General features: G+C 67.8%; 10 protein-coding genes and 1 tRNA gene. 9 read left to right on the forward strand and 2 right to left on the reverse strand.

Annotated elements, in window-relative coordinates; genetic code table 11:
• Positions 1 to 159 precede the first annotated feature (159 nt).
• Positions 160 to 241 (reverse strand) — tRNA-Leu (locus tag Q9R22_RS07490).
• Positions 242 to 436: 195 nt separating this feature from the next.
• On the opposite strand from Q9R22_RS07490, the gene Q9R22_RS07495 reads away from it, so the two are divergent.
• The 4 genes from Q9R22_RS07495 (at position 437) to rpsA (ending at position 7,372) form a co-directional block, all read left to right on the forward strand.
• Positions 437 to 1,171, forward strand: a complete 735-nt coding sequence (locus Q9R22_RS07495; RefSeq protein ID WP_276401459.1) for an ANTAR domain-containing response regulator — start codon at positions 437 to 439, stop codon at positions 1,169 to 1,171.
• Between the two features lie 130 nt (positions 1,172 to 1,301).
• On the forward strand, positions 1,302 to 4,190 hold the full coding sequence (gene polA / locus Q9R22_RS07500) for a DNA polymerase I (protein ID WP_131332877.1): 2,889 nt from the start codon (positions 1,302 to 1,304) through the stop codon (positions 4,188 to 4,190).
• A gap of 129 nt (positions 4,191 to 4,319) precedes the next feature.
• The gene (locus Q9R22_RS07505; protein WP_131332878.1) at positions 4,320 to 5,717 is read left to right on the forward strand and encodes a GNAT family N-acetyltransferase; all 1,398 of its coding nucleotides are present in this window, start codon (positions 4,320 to 4,322) and stop codon (positions 5,715 to 5,717) included.
• 185 nt (positions 5,718 to 5,902) lie between these two features.
• Positions 5,903 to 7,372: a 30S ribosomal protein S1 gene (gene rpsA, locus Q9R22_RS07510; RefSeq protein ID WP_035962088.1), complete on the forward strand. Its 1,470-nt coding sequence runs from the start codon at positions 5,903 to 5,905 to the stop codon at positions 7,370 to 7,372.
• Between the two features lie 78 nt (positions 7,373 to 7,450).
• Here rpsA and Q9R22_RS07515 read toward each other — a convergent pair whose 3' ends face one another.
• Positions 7,451 to 8,173, reverse strand: coding sequence for a YigZ family protein (locus Q9R22_RS07515; protein WP_131332879.1), 723 nt, complete (start codon positions 8,171 to 8,173; stop codon positions 7,451 to 7,453).
• A gap of 157 nt (positions 8,174 to 8,330) precedes the next feature.
• Here Q9R22_RS07515 and Q9R22_RS07520 point away from each other — a divergent pair, with 157 nt between their 5' ends.
• The 5 genes from Q9R22_RS07520 to Q9R22_RS07540 all read left to right on the forward strand — a co-directional run bounded on the left by Q9R22_RS07520 (position 8,331) and on the right by Q9R22_RS07540 (position 16,528).
• Positions 8,331 to 10,703: a dephospho-CoA kinase gene (locus tag Q9R22_RS07520; RefSeq protein ID WP_131332880.1), complete on the forward strand. Its 2,373-nt coding sequence runs from the start codon at positions 8,331 to 8,333 to the stop codon at positions 10,701 to 10,703.
• Complete coding sequence (gene coaE, locus Q9R22_RS07525) at positions 10,696 to 11,322, forward strand: dephospho-CoA kinase (protein WP_131332881.1); 627 nt, start codon at positions 10,696 to 10,698, stop codon at positions 11,320 to 11,322. The genes Q9R22_RS07520 and coaE overlap by 8 nt, the downstream gene beginning before the upstream one ends.
• 62 nt (positions 11,323 to 11,384) lie before the next feature.
• Positions 11,385 to 13,532 (forward strand): excinuclease ABC subunit UvrB, encoded by a 2,148-nt coding sequence (gene uvrB, locus Q9R22_RS07530; protein ID WP_131332882.1) that lies wholly within the window; start codon positions 11,385 to 11,387, stop codon positions 13,530 to 13,532.
• Positions 13,533 to 13,636: 104 nt separating this feature from the next.
• Positions 13,637 to 14,848 carry a TerC family protein gene (locus Q9R22_RS07535; protein ID WP_131332883.1) on the forward strand — a complete coding sequence of 404 codons (1,212 nt, stop codon included), beginning with the start codon at positions 13,637 to 13,639 and terminating at the stop codon, positions 14,846 to 14,848.
• A 297-nt stretch (positions 14,849 to 15,145) separates the two neighbouring features.
• A complete protein-coding gene (locus Q9R22_RS07540; protein WP_311254136.1) occupies positions 15,146 to 16,528 on the forward strand; it encodes a TerC family protein in 1,383 nt (460 codons plus the stop codon).
• Positions 16,529 to 16,565: the final 37 nt, after the last annotated feature.

Genomic DNA, 16,565 nt, shown 5'->3' on the forward strand with positions numbered 1-16,565 from the left:
ATTGCTGACAGGTTCCCGACCGGTCCACCCACCCGCCCGACCACGGATGCGGGGAGACCCACGACCCCCCCCCGTGCATTCGCCCTGTGTTCGGCCACGAAAAAACGGCCCCGCGGGTGCGAGGCCGTTCCAAAGGTGCTCCGACGGAGCGAGGTGTCGTGCCCAAGGTGGGACTCGAACCCACACATGTCTCCATACTGCATTTTGAGTGCAGCGCGTCTGCCAATTCCGCCACTTGGGCATGTCCGGGAAGGGGACCGTAGTGCGGGCCACCGCCGCCGGTGCGGATAACAGCATACATGATGGGTCTAGGCTGGAGACCGGTCCGCCCCTTCCGCGCCCGGGGGTGTGATGTGTCCCATGAGGCGCGTTCGCGGCACTCGTGGTTGGATGCCGTGTCGACACGACCAAGTTGTCCCCAAACCTAGGAGTCCCCGTGACGGATTCGTCGAACACCCCGGAGCCCACTGCGCCCGGGGCACAACGGTCGGGCGCCGCAGACCCTGACGCCGCGCAGCCCGACACCGCCCGCGCCGAGACGACCCACGTCGACGCCGCGCCCGCCCAGGACCACGCCGCCCGTTCCGAGGCTCAGGGTTCCGAAGCCAGGACGGTCGTCGTCGCGGAGGACGAGGCGCTGATCCGCATGGACATCGTCGAGATGCTCGAGGACGCCGGGTACCGCGTGGTGGCGCAGGCGGAGAACGGGGAGCGCGCCGTCGCCCTGGCCTCCGAGCACCGCCCGGACCTCGTGCTCATGGACGTGAAAATGCCCGTGATGGACGGGATCACCGCCGCGGAGCAGATCGCGCAGGACCGGATCGCGCCCGTGGTACTGCTCACCGCATTCAGCCAGCGCGAGCTCGTGGAGCGTGCGCGGGAGGCCGGCGCTATGGCGTACGTGGTCAAGCCGTTCACCGTGGACGACGTGGTGCCCGCGATCGAGATCGCGATGTCTCGTTTCGAGGAGATCACGGCCCTCGAGAGCGAGGTCGCGGACATGAAGGAACAGTTCGCCACGCGCAAGCTCGTGGAACGCGCCAAGTCGCTGCTGCAGACCAAGATGGGTCTGTCCGAGCCCGAGGCGTTCCGCTGGATCCAGAAGACGTCCATGGATCGCAGGCTGTCGATGCGCGAGGTGGCCGAGGCGATCATCAGCCAGGTTGCCTGACGCCCCCGGGGCCCAGCTCGTCCCGGGCCGCACGCGGAACGCGCCCGTAGCTGTCCCTGGCCGTGCGGCGTCCCGCGCCCGTGTTCCGCCGGGGCCTGTGCCTGTCCGGGGGTGGCCCTAGGATGGAGCCGTGACTGAGACGAGCAAGCAGGCCAGCCAGGACGCCCCTGAGACCCGCACCGTGGTGATCGGTGAGAAGACCGAGCACCCGCAGGAGATCTCGCTGCCCGTTCCGGTGTCCCGGCCCGAGAAGCGCTTGCTACTGATCGACGGCCACTCCCTGGCGTTCCGCGCATTCTTCGCGCTCTCCCGCGCTGCCGAGTACGGTGGGGGCCCCGGTTTCGTGACGTCCGACGGCGTCCACACCGAGGGCGTCTACGGATTCGTGAACACCATGGTCAAGCTCGTGCGCGAGGAGAAGCCCACCCACCTGGTCGTCTCCTTCGACCTCGAGGGCCCTACCCTGCGCTCCCAGGAGTACGGGGAGTACAAGGGCGGCCGGGACGAGACCCCGGAGGAGTTCCACGGGCAGGTCCCCAACATCCGACGCATCCTCGAGGCTGTTGGCATTCCGATCGTCACGAGCGAGGGCCACGAGGCGGACGATGTCCTGGCCACGCTCGCCACCACGGCCGCCGCCGAGGACTTCGAGGTGCTCGTGTTCTCGGGTGACCGGGACGCGTTCCAGATGATCACGGACCACGTGACGGTGGTCTACCCGGGCCGCACGCCGTCGGACCTGCGCCGCATGGACGCGCAGGCGGTCTTCGAGAAGTACAAGGTCGCCCCGCAGAACTACCCGGATCTCGCCGCGCTGACGGGGGAGACCGCGGACAACCTACCGGGTGTACCGGGCGTGGGTCCCGGCTTCGCGGCCAAGTGGATCACGTCCTACGGTCCCGTGGAATCGCTGCTCGAGCACGCGGACCGGATCACCGGCAAGAAGGGCGAGGCCCTGCGCGAGCACGAGGACCTCGTGCGGCGCAACCGCAAACTCAACCGCCTGGTCACGGACCTGCCCCTCGGCGTGGACCTGGATCACGCGGTATTGCCCGAGGCCGATCCCGAGCGGGTCGGCGTGGTCTTCGACGAGCTCGAGTTCGGCGCCCAGTTGCGCGGGCGTCTGCTCGAGGCCTTCGGTTCCCACGCTTCCGACGACGCCGCCGCCACGGTTCCCGAGGTCACCGACGTCACCCGGGTGCGCACCGCCCAGGAGTTCAGTGATTGGCTGGACGCGGGGGAGAAGGACGTGCCCATCGTCGTCCGCCGCTTGGCGCACGACCCCAAGGCACCCTCCGGCGCGGAGGTGACCACCCTCATGCTCATGAACCAGGGCGGTGCCGCCGTGGACCTCGTGACCGCGGACCAGGAGCTGACCATCGCCGTCGAGGAATGGCTCGCAGACCCGGCGGCGCCCAAGATCGTGGACGGCCTCAAGGACCTGTACCATGGTCTGATCCAGCGCGGGATCGAGTTCGCCGGTGTCGTGGACGACGTCCAGCTCTCCGGCTACCTCGTGCGGCCCGCGCTGCGTTCCTACGAGCTGGACGCCCAACTGAGCCACCACCTGGAGGTGGAGGTGCCCCGCGCGGACGAGTCCGCGGCGTCGGAGAAAAACGGACAGACCGAACTCGCGCTGGACGCGTCGGACGAGCAGGACGAGCTGGCCGGTGTGAGCGACGCCGAGCTGCGTCGCCAGGCCACGCTCGGTTCTGCGTGCCGGCAGTTGAGCGAACACCTGCGCGGGCTGCTCGAGGCCGACGGCCAACTGGGGCTGCTCACGGATCTGGAGATGCCCCTCGCCGTGATCCTCGCCCGGATGGAGGCCACGGGGATCGCGATGGACCGCCCAGGTATCGACCGGTTGTTCGACGACCTCCAGCAACCGATCGACCAGGCCTTCGAGCAGGCGCAGGCGCAGATCGACCACGAGATCAACCTGGGTTCCACCAAGCAACTGCAGGCCGTGATGTTCGAGGAACTCGGCCTGCCCAAGACCAAGAAGACCAAGACCGGGTACACCACGGACGCCGCGGCGGTCGCGGACCTGCTCGGACGCGTGGACCCCGAGACCCAGGGTTCGCGGTTCCTCGTGGCGCTCATGAACTGGCGCGAGTACTCCAAGCTCAAGCAGATCGTGGCCGGATTGCGGGACGCGATCGCCGAGGACGGGCGCATCCACACCACGTACCAGCAGACCGTGGCGGCCACCGGACGGCTGTCCTCCACGCGTCCCAACCTGCAGAACATCCCCGTGCGCACCGAGCAGGGCCAGCGCATCCGCGACGTGTTCGTGGTGGGGGAGGACTCCCAGGGCCCGTTCGAATGCCTCATGACCGCGGACTACTCCCAGATCGAGATGCGGATCATGGCCCACCTGTCCGGGGACGAGGGCCTGATCGAGGCGTTCCGTGGCGGGGAGGACCTGCACCGGTTCGTGGGCTCGCGCGTGTTCGACGTGGCCCCGGAGGACGTCACCCCTCAGATGCGTTCCAAGGTCAAGGCCATGAGCTACGGCCTCGTCTACGGGCTGAGCTCCTACGGCCTGTCCCAGCAGCTGAACATCGGCGTGGACGAGGCCCGCACCATGATGAGCGGCTACTTCGAACGCTTCGGCGGCGTGCGGGACTTCCTGCGCGGCGTCGTCGAGGAAGCCCGTTCCAAGGGCTACACCGAAACGATCGACGGGCGACGCCGCTACCTCCCGGACCTCACGAGCGACAACCGCCAGGCCCGCCAGGCCGCCGAGCGCATGGCCCTGAACGCACCCATCCAGGGCTCGGCCGCGGACATCATCAAGAAGGCCATGATCGGCGTGGACCGGGCCCTGCGCGAGGACGACCTGCGCTCGCGGGTGCTGCTGCAGGTCCACGACGAACTCATCGTGGAGGTCGCCCCGGGGGAGACGGAGCGGGTCGAGGAGATCCTGCGCACCGAGATGGCCGGGGCCGCGGAACTGACCGTGCCCCTGGACGTCAACGTGGGCACGGGGCGGACATGGCACCAGGCCGCCCACTGACCGCCTGAGCGCACGGACCACTCAGCCCGCCGCTCGGCGCCGCAGCAGGCCGCGCACCCAGCACGACACCCGCCACCGCGCGGCGGGCCACGGCACACCCGAACCGCCCGAGTCACGACGAGGAGCATCATGAACGCGACACCCCGGCACGAGCAGACCCGCGAGAGCGAGTACAGCGCCCGCGGGAACGACTACGTCCTGCGCCGCTTTCTCGCGAACCAGGGTGGCACGGACGCGAACCCCGAGTTCGTGGAGTGGAACCGGGCGGTCGCCCAGGGGTTCCACGGCCGTGAACCGGGGCAGGAGGCCACCGAGCGCAACCTACGATCGATGCGCGCCGCTGGCACCCGGTTCCGCGCCGCATACACCGCGGACCCCGTGCCCACAGCCGCGCTGGGTGCCGAGCGACCCGTGGCCACGTTCTGCTCGTGGGACTCGGAGCTGACGCTCGGGGAAGGGTGCAGCGTGCCCGCGTGGTTGGTCTCTGAGGTCACGGTGCGCCCAACCCATGCCCGGCGAGGACTGTTGCGCCGGCTCATGACCACCGACCTGACCGAGGCCCACGAGGCGGGGTTCCCGATCGCGGCGCTCACCGCCTCCGAGGCCACGATCTACGGTCGCTTCGGTTTCGGTGCGGGCACGTTCAACACCGAGATCACGGTGGACGCGCACACGCGGTTGCAGTTGAAGGCCCCGACCGTGGGCACCGTGGAAATGGCCGACAACCACGCCGTGGCCGAGCTGGCGCCGAGCATCTTCGATCGCTTCCACCGCGTGACGGCGGGCTCCCTCACGCGCACTCAGAAGTGGTGGGACATTATCTCCGGTCGGTGGAACTGGGACCAGGAGGGCGCGGATCCTGAGATCCGCACCGCGGTGCACTACGACGCCCGGGGTGAGGCGGACGGCTACGTGAGCTACAAGTTCGTCTCCACCCAGGGGTTCCAGGGGTACCTGAAGGTCGTGGACCTCGTGTCCCCGAGCTCGCAGGTGCGCATCGCCCTGTGGGAGTACCTGTGCAACCTGGACCTCGTCACGGAGGTGCGCTACAACAGCGCCCAGATGGAAGACCCGCTCATGTGGGGCATGGTGGACATGTCCGCCTACACCGTGCGCAAGCGCTACGAGCGACTGTGGTTACGCGTCCTGGACCCGGTGGCAGCTCTGTCCGCCCGGCACTACACGTCCCACCGCAAGGTCAGGATGTCGGTCGTGGACTCCATGGGCTTCGCGGACGGGATCTACGAGATCGACACCACCGGCGATGCCCCCCGCGTGGACCGCGTAGCGGACCGCCCGCGCACACAGGACGATCTCGCGGGGAAGTCCATGCCCGCCGTGGAACTGCCCGACGGCGCGGACGTCGCCCTGAACGTCGATTCGCTCGGCTCGCTGTACCTTGGGGCGGTCAAGGCGTCCACGCTGCACTACGCGGGCCTGCTGCGCGTGCGCGACGACGCCGCCCTGCGGGACATCCAGGCGCTCATGTCCACGCCCACCCACCCGTACTGCATCTCCCCGTTCTGAGCGCGGCTCGCGCAGCGCGCCGACGCACCCTCCAGGCTTGAACCGGCACGGTTTCGGGCCTAGACTGGAGCGGTGCGTGTATTCGCACGCCCACATCAAGCGTGACGTCGCCAATCCGGTGCGCCCCACAGGGCGGGGTCGGTGACACCAAACCATCACATCAATTTCATCGGAGTCCCTACTACATGACCACCACCACCCAGCAGGTCGCCGTCAACGACATCGGAACCGAAGAGGATTTCCTCGCCGCTGTCGACGCGACCATCAAGTACTTCAACGACGGCGACCTCGTGGAAGGCACCGTCGTCAAGGTCGACCGCGACGAGGTCCTCCTGGACATCGGGTACAAGACCGAAGGTGTCATCCCCTCTCGTGAGTTGTCCATCAAGCACGACATCAACCCCGATGACGTCGTGGCTGTGGGTGACGAGGTGGAGGCTCTGGTCCTCACCAAGGAGGACAAGGAAGGTCGCCTGATCCTCTCCAAGAAGCGCGCTCAGTACGAGCGCGCCTGGGGTGACATCGAGAAGGTCAAGGACGAGGACGGCGTCGTCACCGGCACCGTCATCGAGGTCGTCAAGGGCGGCCTCATCCTGGACATCGGCCTGCGTGGCTTCCTGCCCGCCTCCCTCGTGGAGATGCGCCGCGTCCGCGACCTCGCTCCGTACATCGGTCAGCAGCTCGAGGCCAAGATCATCGAGCTGGACAAGAACCGCAACAACGTGGTGCTCTCCCGCCGTGCGTGGCTCGAGCAGACCCAGTCCGAGGTGCGCGCCAACTTCCTGCAGCAGCTGCAGAAGGGCCAGGTCCGCACGGGCACCGTGTCCTCGATCGTCAACTTCGGTGCGTTCGTGGACCTCGGCGGTGTTGACGGTCTGGTGCACGTCTCCGAGCTGTCCTGGAAGCACATCGACCACCCCTCCGAGGTCGTCGAGGTCGGTCAGGAAGTCACCGTCGAGGTGCTGGACGTGGACATGGATCGCGAGCGTGTGTCGCTCTCGCTCAAGGCCACCCAGGAAGATCCGTGGCAGCTGTTCGCCCGCACCCACGCCCTGGGCCAGGTCGTCCCCGGCAAGGTCACCAAGCTGGTTCCCTTCGGTGCGTTCGTTCGCGTCGAGGACGGCATCGAGGGCCTCGTGCACATCTCCGAGCTGGCTCAGCGTCACGTGGACATGGCCGAGCAGGTCGTCTCCGTGAACGAGGAGCTGTTCGTCAAGGTCATCGACATCGACCTGGACCGCCGCCGGATCTCGTTGTCCCTCAAGCAGGCCAACGAGGGTGTGGACCCGGACTCCACCGAATTCGATCCCGCCCAGTACGGCATGGCCGCCGAGTACGACGAGCAGGGCAACTACAAGTACCCCGAGGGCTTCGATCCCGAGACCAACGAGTGGATCGAGGGTTACGAGGAACAGCGCGCCGCGTGGGAGGAGCAGTACGCTCAGGCCCAGGCCCGCTGGGAGGCGCACAAGGAGCAGGTGCGCAAGCACCTGCAGGAAGACCAGGATGCGGCGACCACCTCGTCCTCCTCGTCCTCCCCGAGCCACTCCTCCGGCCCCACGAGCTACTCTTCCGAGGCTCCGGCCGAGGACGCCGGGACGCTCGCGTCCGACGAGGCCCTCGCCGCTCTGCGCGAGAAGCTCACCGGTCACTGAGTCGCATGCGGCGGCCCGTGAGCTCGCCGTGAGGTGAATCCGAGAGGTCCCGCTCCCCGTCACGGGGAGCGGGACCTTTCACATGTCCGGGACGTCCTCCCACCGGGCGGGTCCCTCGTGGACGCTCGCGTGGCCCGCGGTGATACTCGCAAGGGCTGCCCGGGCGTCGTCGATGGCGCCGGGGAGGTCCGCCACGAGCAGGCGCAGGGTCGCGTCCGCGGAGCCGTAACCGGTGGGCAGGACCGTGAACCCGCGAGCGCGCATCTGGGACTCCACGCGGCCGGCCTCGGCGTAGGGGAGCGGCAGGGTCAGTTCGCGGCAGCGCATCCTGCGCACGAGCCGGGCGGTGTCCAGCGCGGCGGTCACGGCACCGGAGTAGGCGCGCACGAGCCCGCCGGCCCCGAGCTTGACCCCGCCGAACCACCGCACGACCACGGCACACACGTCCGAGAGGTCACCGGCCTCGTCCGCGGTGCGTTGCCGGGTCGTGACGTGCGCGGTCAGCGCCTGCAGCATGGGCATGCCCGCGGTACCCGCCGGTTCGCCGTCGTCGGACGAGCGCGTCGTGGCGCGCGTGGGTCCGAGCACGAACGCCGAGCAGTGGTGACGGGCGTCCCGGTGTTCGGCGGCCACACGGGAGATGAACTCGCGGGCTTCCGCTTCCGTGTCCACGCGGGTGAGTAGTGCCAGGAACCGCGACTTCTTGATCTCGAGCTCCACGCTGTGCACGATGCCCCGGCGCGGGACGGTGTAGGACACGCGCGAGTCCGCGGCGTCGTGGGAGAGGGATTCGGCGGGCACACCACCAGTGTAGGGACGCGCCGATCCGGGGGCTCGTGGCCGCGCGGGGGGCCCGGGACGGTCCCGGGGCGCCCGCTGAGCACGGGAGGGCCACTACAGTGAGACCTGCCGCGCCGACGCGGCCACGTACCACCGCCTCCCATCGGAAAGCTGACCTGTGCTCAATCGTCTTCACGACCGACTGGGGTTGCGCACGACCCCGTCCATCTTCTTCGCCTCGGCCGCGCTGGTCGTCGTCTTCACGCTTGGCATGAGTCTGTTCCCGGGGCCCGTGCAATCGGTCTTCGGCGTGGTCTCCCATGCGTTGCGCTACCAGACGGGATGGTTCTACACCTTCAGCGTGACCGCTCTCGTGATCTTCGCGATCGGTCTGGCACTGAGCCGCTACGGTCGCGTGAAGATCGGCGACGACGATTCCGTCCCGGAGTACTCCGGGATCGCGTGGTTCGGGATGCTCTTCGCGGCGGGCGTGGGCGCCGTGCTGATGTTCTGGGGTGTGGCCGAACCCATCAACCACTACGCGAACCCACCCATGTACGGCACCGAACCCGCCTCGGACCGCGCCGCGGTGGAGGCCCTGAACATCGCCAACTTCCACTTCGGCGTGCACATGTGGGCGATCCTCGCCGTCCCCGGTCTGACGTTCGGATACTTCACGTACAAGCGCAAACTGCCCCCGCGCGTCTCGTCCGCGTTCCACCCGGTGCTCGGGGACGGGATCCACGGCCCGTGGGGAAAAGCGATCGACGTGCTCTCGATCGTCGCGACCGTGTTCGGGCTCGCGGTGTCCGTGGGGCTCGGGGCGCTGCAGATCAACAGCGGCCTCACGTACGTCTACGGCATCCCGATGGAGGGGTGGATCCAGGCGGCCATCATCGCGCTGATCACGGCGGTGGGCCTGGCGTCCGTGCTCGCGGGCATGGAGAAGGGCGTCAAGCGACTGTCGTACGCGAACATCGTCCTGGCCGTGGCCCTGTTGCTGTTCGTGCTCATGGCCGGGGCCACAATGGACACGATGCGCAGCATCGTGGAGTCCGTGGGCGGCTACGTGAACCAGTTGCCCACGCTCGCGTTCTTCAACGACACGTTCGGCGGCGGCACGTGGTCCGGTGACTGGACGGTGTTCTACTGGGCCTGGACCGTCACATGGGCGCCGTTCGTGGGGATGTTCGTGGCCAAGATCTCGCGCGGGCGCACGATCCGCCAGTTCGTGGTGGGGGTGCTCGGCGTCCCGTCGTCGTTCGTGGCGGTGTGGATGGCCATCTACGGCTACAGCGCGATCCGCATCGACCGCGCCCCCGAGACGCAGGGCAGTCTCACGGACACCATCGTCACGCAGGGCAACGTGGAGGCCGCGCTGTTCCAGTTGCTCGGGTCCATGCCGTGGTTCGCGGTCACCGCGCTCGTGGCGCTCGTGGTCATCACGATCTTCTTCATCACCTCGATCGACTCCGGCGCGCTCGTGATGGACGCGATGGCCAATGGGCACGAGGACGAAGGCCCGCGCCGGCAGCGGATCTTCTGGACGCTCGCCGTGGGCGCGGTGTGTGCCGCGATCATCACGACCTCCGGCGAGAACGGGCTCAACGCCCTGCAGGAGGTCATCATCGTGATCGGTGCTCCCGTGATGGTCCTGGAGGTCCTGCAGGCCGGGATGCTGTTGCGGGCGTTACGCCAGGACGCCGGTACCGCGCGTCCCATGCGCACGCGGCAGTGGAAGAAGGTGCTGCCCGCGGAGGAGTACCACCGCAGGGCGCAGCAGGACACCGCCGCGATCGAGGACTACGTCATCCGTCCCGAGTACGAGGTGGGCACCGAACCCGATCACGACACCCATCAGCCCCGCACGTGGCACTGGCAGCGGGAGCAGGAGGGCCGGCCGGTGTTCCAGCTCGCGCTCACCGGTGGGCCGTCGGCGGGCAAGCACACCGTGGCCCGCGAGTTCGAGGCGCTGGGCGCCGTCGTCGTGGACAGCTCAGCGCTGTGGGGCGAGCTCCTGAGCCCGGGCACGGACACGCGCGCGGACGTCGAGCGTGTCTTCGGGGAGCAGTTGCGCGCCCGGGGGGTCTCTTCGCAGGACAAGGCCGCTGCGGCCGAGGCGCTCGACGACCTGATGACTCACAACGACGCCGCCAGGGCCCGCGCCCACGAATTGTTGCTCCCGGCGCTGCGGGAGGCGGCGCGGCGTCGTGCCCGGGACGCGGGACCCGACAGCGTGGTCGTGCAGGTGATCCGGGACCCCCTCGAGGCGGACCAAGGGGACCGGTTCGACCTCGTCGTGGCCGTCGACGCGCCCGTGGAGGACCGGGTGCGGAGGTTGCGCGCGGGTAAGGGCCTGCTCGCCGAGGACGCGTGGGACCGGGTGGACGTGGCCGCCGGGCCGGAGGAGATCCGGGCGGTCGCGGACGAGGTGATCGTCAACGACGGTGACCTCCACGGTCTGCGGGAGCGCTCCCGCGAGATCTGGCGCGACCACGTGCTCCCGGCACTGGGCCGGGACCAGGACACGGAAGGACACCGTCATGACTGAGCTGTTGCGCAGACCCGGCCACACCGAGACCCTGCGGGTCGGGCTGACGGGCGGGATCGCCTCGGGCAAGTCCACCGTCTCGCGGCGGCTGAGCGAGCTCGGGGCGCTCGTCGTGGACGCGGACGCGATCGCCCGGGCCCTGCAGGAACCGGGGGAGCCAGGCTACGAGGCCATGGTGGCCCACTTCGGTGAGCGGATCGTGCAGCCGGACTCGGGCGCACTGGACCGCGCGGCGGTCGCGGCCATCGTGTTCGACGACCCCGAGCAGCTCGCGGCCCTCAACGGGATCATCCACCCGCTCGTGCGGCGCGAGACCGCGCGGCTCGTGAGTGAGGTGCCGCCGGGGGGAGTGGTGGTCCACGACATCCCGCTGCTCGTGGAGACCGCTCAGTACGGGACGATGGACGAGGTGCTCGTGGTGCAGGCGCCCGAGGACGAGCGGGTGCGGCGGATGGTCGAGGACCGCGGGATGAGCCCGGAGGACGCCCGCCGCCGGATCGCGGCCCAGGCCACCGACGAGCAGCGCCGGGCGGTGGCCACGGCAGTCCTCGACAATTCCACGACTATCAAGGACCTGCTCGCGCAGGTGGACGAGTGGTGGCGCACGCGGGTCCTGTGAGCAGTTCCGGAGCGATGCGAGCCGCCCGGATCCGTGTCTGAGTCGGCGCGTACGCTGGGTCCATGTCGCTCGCGCAGAAGATCAATCGTGTGGTCGCCCCGTTCGAGGTCGTGTCCGAGTACCAGCCCGCCGGTGACCAGCCCAAGGCCATCGCGGACCTGTCCCGCCGGATCGAGGGCGGGGAGAAGGACGTGGTACTCATGGGCGCCACGGGCACGGGTAAGTCCGCGACCGCCGCGTGGCTCATCGAGGCCGTCCAGCGGCCCACGCTGTTGCTCGTGCAGAACAAGACCCTGGCCGCCCAGCTGGCCAACGAGCTGCGCGAACTGCTGCCCCACAACGCCGTCGAGTACTTCGTCTCCTACTACGACTACTACCAGCCGGAGGCCTACGTCCCCCAGACGGACACCTTCATCGAGAAAGACTCCTCGATCAACGAGGAGGTCGAGCGGTTGCGGCACTCCGCGACCAATGCCCTGCTGACCCGCCGCGACACCGTGGTGGTCTCCACCGTGTCCTGCATCTACGGTCTGGGTACCCCGGAGGAGTACGTCAAGCAAATGGTCACTCTGGCCGTGGGCCAGGAGATGGACAGGGACACCCTGCTGCGTCAGTTCGTGAACATGCAGTATGTGCGCAACGACGTGGACTTCCACCGCGGGACGTTCCGCGTGCGCGGGGACACCGTGGAGATCATCCCCATGTACGAGGAACTCGCGGTGCGCATCGAGTTCTTCGGGGACGAGATCGAGGCGATCTACACGCTGCACCCGCTCACGGGGGAGATCGTAAACGAAGAGCAGGAGATGTACATCTTCCCCGCCTCGCACTACGTGGCCGGTGCGGAACGGATGGCCTCGGCGATCGAGTCCATCCAGAAGGAGCTGCAGGAGCGGCTGCAGGAGCTCGAGTCGCAGAACAAGCTCGTGGAGGCCCAGCGGTTGCGCATGCGCACCACCTACGACCTCGAGATGATGGAACAAATGGGCTACTGCAACGGGATCGAGAACTACTCGCTGCACATCGACGGCCGCCCGCGCGGTTCCGCTCCCCACTGTCTGCTGGACTACTTCCCGGACGACTTCCTGCTCATCATCGACGAGTCCCACGTGACCGTGCCGCAGATCGGTGGCATGTACGAGGGGGACATGTCCCGCAAGCGCACGTTGGTGGAACACGGCTTCCGGTTGCCGTCCGCCATGGACAACCGCCCCCTGAAATGGGACGAGTTCCTGGAACGAATCGGGCAGACCATGTACATGTCCGCGACCCCGGGGCCGTACGAGATGTCCAAGGTGGACTCCGTGGTGGAGCAGATCATCCGCCCCACGGGACTCGTGGACCCCCAGGTGATCGTCAAACCCACCAAGGGCCAGATCGACGACCTGCTGGAACAGATCGAGCTGCGCGTGGAACGCGACGAACGCGTCCTGGTGACCACGCTGACCAAGCGCATGGCGGAGGACCTCACCGAGTACCTCATGGAACACGGTGTGCGGGTCCAGTACCTGCACTCGGACGTGGACACCCTCAAGCGCGTGGAACTGCTGCGGGACCTGCGCATGGGCACGTTCGACGTCCTCGTGGGCATCAACCTGTTGCGCGAGGGCCTGGACCTGCCCGAGGTCTCCCTCGTGGCCATCCTGGACGCGGACAAGGAAGGCTTCCTGCGTTCCACCACGTCCCTGATCCAGACGATCGGTCGCGCCGCCCGTAACGTCTCGGGTGAGGTCCACATGTACGCGGACAAGATCACCAATTCCATGAACGTTGCGATCGAGGAGACCAACCGCCGCCGGGAGATTCAGGTCGCGTACAACGAGGAACACGGGATCGATCCGCAACCGCTGCGCAAGCGGATCGCGGACATCACCGATCAGTTGGCACGCGAGGACGAGGACACTCGCACCCTGCTGGCCCAGCGCGCCGCCGCCAACAATCACACCGCTCCCGTCAAGGGCGGTAAGGGCAAGGCCACAGGCAAGGCCACGGGCAAGAGTCAGGCCGCGGCCGCCGCGGAGTCCAAACTGCTGCGCGACGGTGTCGCGGCCGCGCCCGCCGAGGACCTCGTGGATCTGATCGAGGACCTCAGTGAGCAGATGCGCAACGCCGCCGCCGAGCTGAAGTTCGAGCTGGCCGGGCGGCTGCGGGACGAGATCGCGGACCTCAAGAAGGAACTGCGGCGCATGAAGGACGCCGGCCACGCGTGAGCCGATCGCACCCCTCACGGCGAGTTGTTAGTCAGGTAAACTTCCCGAGTTACCCAGCCCGTTCCCGGGCTGCTGCATACGTCGTTCTCGCCTAAGGGGTGCTCGTGGAGGTTTCCGGTCTGCAATGGGGGGTCACCATCGCGGTGATCGTGGGGTTGCTCGCGTACGACTTCATCTTCCACGCGCGCAAACCGCACGAACCCAGCATCAAGGAAGCGGCGCTGTGGACCAGCCTGTATGTGTCCCTGGCCCTGATCTTCGGTCTGCTGATCCTGTTCTGGGACGGCCCGGGCTTCGCCGCGCAGTACTACGCGGGCTTCGTGACCGAGCAGGCCCTGTCCATGGACAACCTGTTCGTGTTCCTGATCATCATGGCGTCCTTCAAGGTGCCCCGGGCGGACCAGCAAAAGGTGCTCCTGTTCGGCATCGTGGTGGCTCTGATCGCCCGCACGGTGTTCATCTTCATCGGTGCGGCCGCGATCAACCGGTGGTCCGCGCTGTTCTACGTGTTCGGTCTGTTCCTGCTCTACACCGCGGGCAACCTGGTCAAGGGTGAGGTCACGGACAAGGACGAGGGAGACGAGGCCAACAACGTGATGGTTCGTCTGGCCAAGCGCTTCCTCAAGACCACGGACGAGTACGACGGCGACAAGCTGTTCACCGAGGTCGACGGCAAGCGCGTGATGACCCCCATGCTGCTGGTCATGGTGGCCATCGGGCTCACGGACATCATGTTCGCCCTGGACTCGATCCCCGCGATCTTCGGTCTCACCCAGGAGACCTACATCGTGTTCACGGCCACCGCGTTCTCCCTCATGGGTCTGCGTCAGCTGTACTTCCTGATCGACGGTCTGCTGGACCGGTTGATCTACCTCTCGTGGGGTCTCGCGATCATCCTGGGCTTCATCGGCGTGAAGCTCATCCTGCACGCCCTGCACGAGAACACCCTGCCGTTCATCAACGACGGCGAGCCCGTGCACGTGGTCGAGGTGACCACCGGGTTCTCACTGGCCGTGATCCTGGGGGTGTTGATCGTGACCGTGCTCGCGTCGCTGTTCAGCCCCAAGGGCCGCGCGGTGCGCATCGTCAACGGCGCGCGCGACTGGGCCGAACGCTACCTGGACCTGCCCGAGGACGCGCCCCGGGACGAGCGGGTCAAGGCCGCGGAGAAGATGACCAAGTACCGGGAACTGCTGCCCACTGTGAAGGAGAAGTACCGGGACGAGCTCATCGAGTCCGAGGCCCGCTACCACGACCTGCTCGAACGGGCCCACGGATTGCGTCAGCACCGGCTCGCCCGGACCGAGAACCGCTGAGCTCGCGTCTCGCCCGAGGGCCCGTCCAGGGCCCGCCACCGTGGCCCGCTCACGGATCCGCCACGAGGCCCCGCCGATGCACCGGCGGGGCCTCTCCCGTCACCGCGTGCCTCCACGCCGGGAACCCGGTACACTCTTGCCTGATCAAGGGAGTATCCCATCACTTCCGTGCACGTCAGTACGTCGGGCGCCGTCGCCGGGCCGGGCACGGACCACGCCGCACCCCGTCCTCCGCGTGAGGGCCGGCGCGTGGGGGAGAGACTTGTGCGGTACACCTCACCCACAAGGAGACCCTCCGTGGAGATCACATCCTTCCAATGGGGCATCACGATCGCCCTGATCGTGGCCCTGCTGGCCTACGACTTCATCTTCCACGTGCGTAAGTCGCACGAACCGTCGATCAAGGAAGCGGCCATCTGGTCCGCGGCGTACGTGGGCATCGCGTTGCTGTTCGGCTTCGTGATCCTGTGGCTGGACGGCCCCACGCTCATGGCCGAGTACTACGGCGGCTACGTCACGGAGAAGGCGTTGTCGGTGGACAACCTGTTCGTGTTCCTGATCATCATCGGCTCGTTCGCGGTGCCCCGGGCGGACCAGCAGAAGGTGCTGCTGTTCGGCATCATCTTCGCGTTGATCGCCCGCACGGTGTTCATCTTCATCGGCGCGGCCGCGATCAACACCTTCGCGTGGGTCTTCTACCTCTTCGGCCTGATCCTGATCTTCACCGCGGGCAACCTGATCAAGGGCGAGGTCACGGACGACAAGTCGGACGAGGCCAACAACATCGTGGTGCGCCTGGCCAAGAAGGTCTTCCACACCACGGACTACTACGACGGCGACAAGCTTTTCACGAGGCACAACGGCAAGCGCGCGCTGACCCCCATGCTGCTCGTGATGGTCGCGATCGGTGGCACGGACATCCTCTTTGCCCTGGACTCGATCCCCGCGATCTTCGGCCTCACGCAGGAGCCGTACATCGTGTTCACGGCCACCGCGTTCTCGCTCATGGGTCTGCGCCAGTTGTACTTCCTGATCGACGGTCTGCTGGACCGGTTGATCTACCTCTCGTGGGGCCTGTCCATCATCCTCGCGTTCATCGGTGTGAAGCTCATCCTGCACGCGCTGCACGAGAACACCCTGCCGTTCATCAACGGCGGCGAGCACGTGGCCGTCGCCGAGATTGGGATCGGCACGTCCCTCACGGTGATCCTCTCCGTGCTCGCGCTCACCGTCCTCATCTCGCTGTACAGCCCCAAGGGCCGCGCGCTGCGCACCATCCAGAAGACGCAGGACCTCACCGAGAAGTACCTGGCTCTCCCGCAGGACGCGGACGCCGAGGAGCGTCACAAGATCGCCGGGGAGCTCGCGCGGCTGCAAAAGCGTTTCCCGCGGATCTCGGAGAAGCACAAGAACGAGCTGATCGATTCCCGCGCTCGGTTCCGTAAGATGCTCGAGACCGCCCGGGGTCAGCACCGCGAGTTCGAAGAGACCGGCCGGGTGCAGACCCCCTCCCCGGACTTCGCCGAGGAGAGCCACCGCGACGACACCGCCTCCCCGGCCGCCCCGGGGGCCAACACGGGCAAGGCCGCTCCGGCGGGTGAAACGGCCGGGGACGCCACGCCGGGTGCGGGGACCACCCGCGGCGACTCCTCGGGCGGGGGCTCGACCGCGGCGCGGTAGCCACCCGGCTGCCCGGGGCGTACGACGACGCCGCTCG

This window comes from Kocuria sp. PD6, assembly GCF_031844145.1.
Classification (GTDB): domain Bacteria; phylum Actinomycetota; class Actinomycetes; order Actinomycetales; family Micrococcaceae; genus Kocuria; species Kocuria marina.

Excerpts from the sequence above, each read along its gene's own strand:
- uvrB (WP_131332882.1), top strand. The coding sequence starts at position 11,385 with ATGTCGCTCGCGCAGAAGATCAATCGTGTGGTCGCCCCGTTCGAGGTC.
- Q9R22_RS07505 (WP_131332878.1), top strand. The coding sequence starts at position 4,320 with ATGAACGCGACACCCCGGCACGAGCAGACCCGCGAGAGCGAGTACAGC.
- coaE (WP_131332881.1), top strand. The coding sequence starts at position 10,696 with ATGACTGAGCTGTTGCGCAGACCCGGCCACACCGAGACCCTGCGGGTC.
- rpsA (WP_035962088.1), top strand. The coding sequence starts at position 5,903 with ATGACCACCACCACCCAGCAGGTCGCCGTCAACGACATCGGAACCGAA.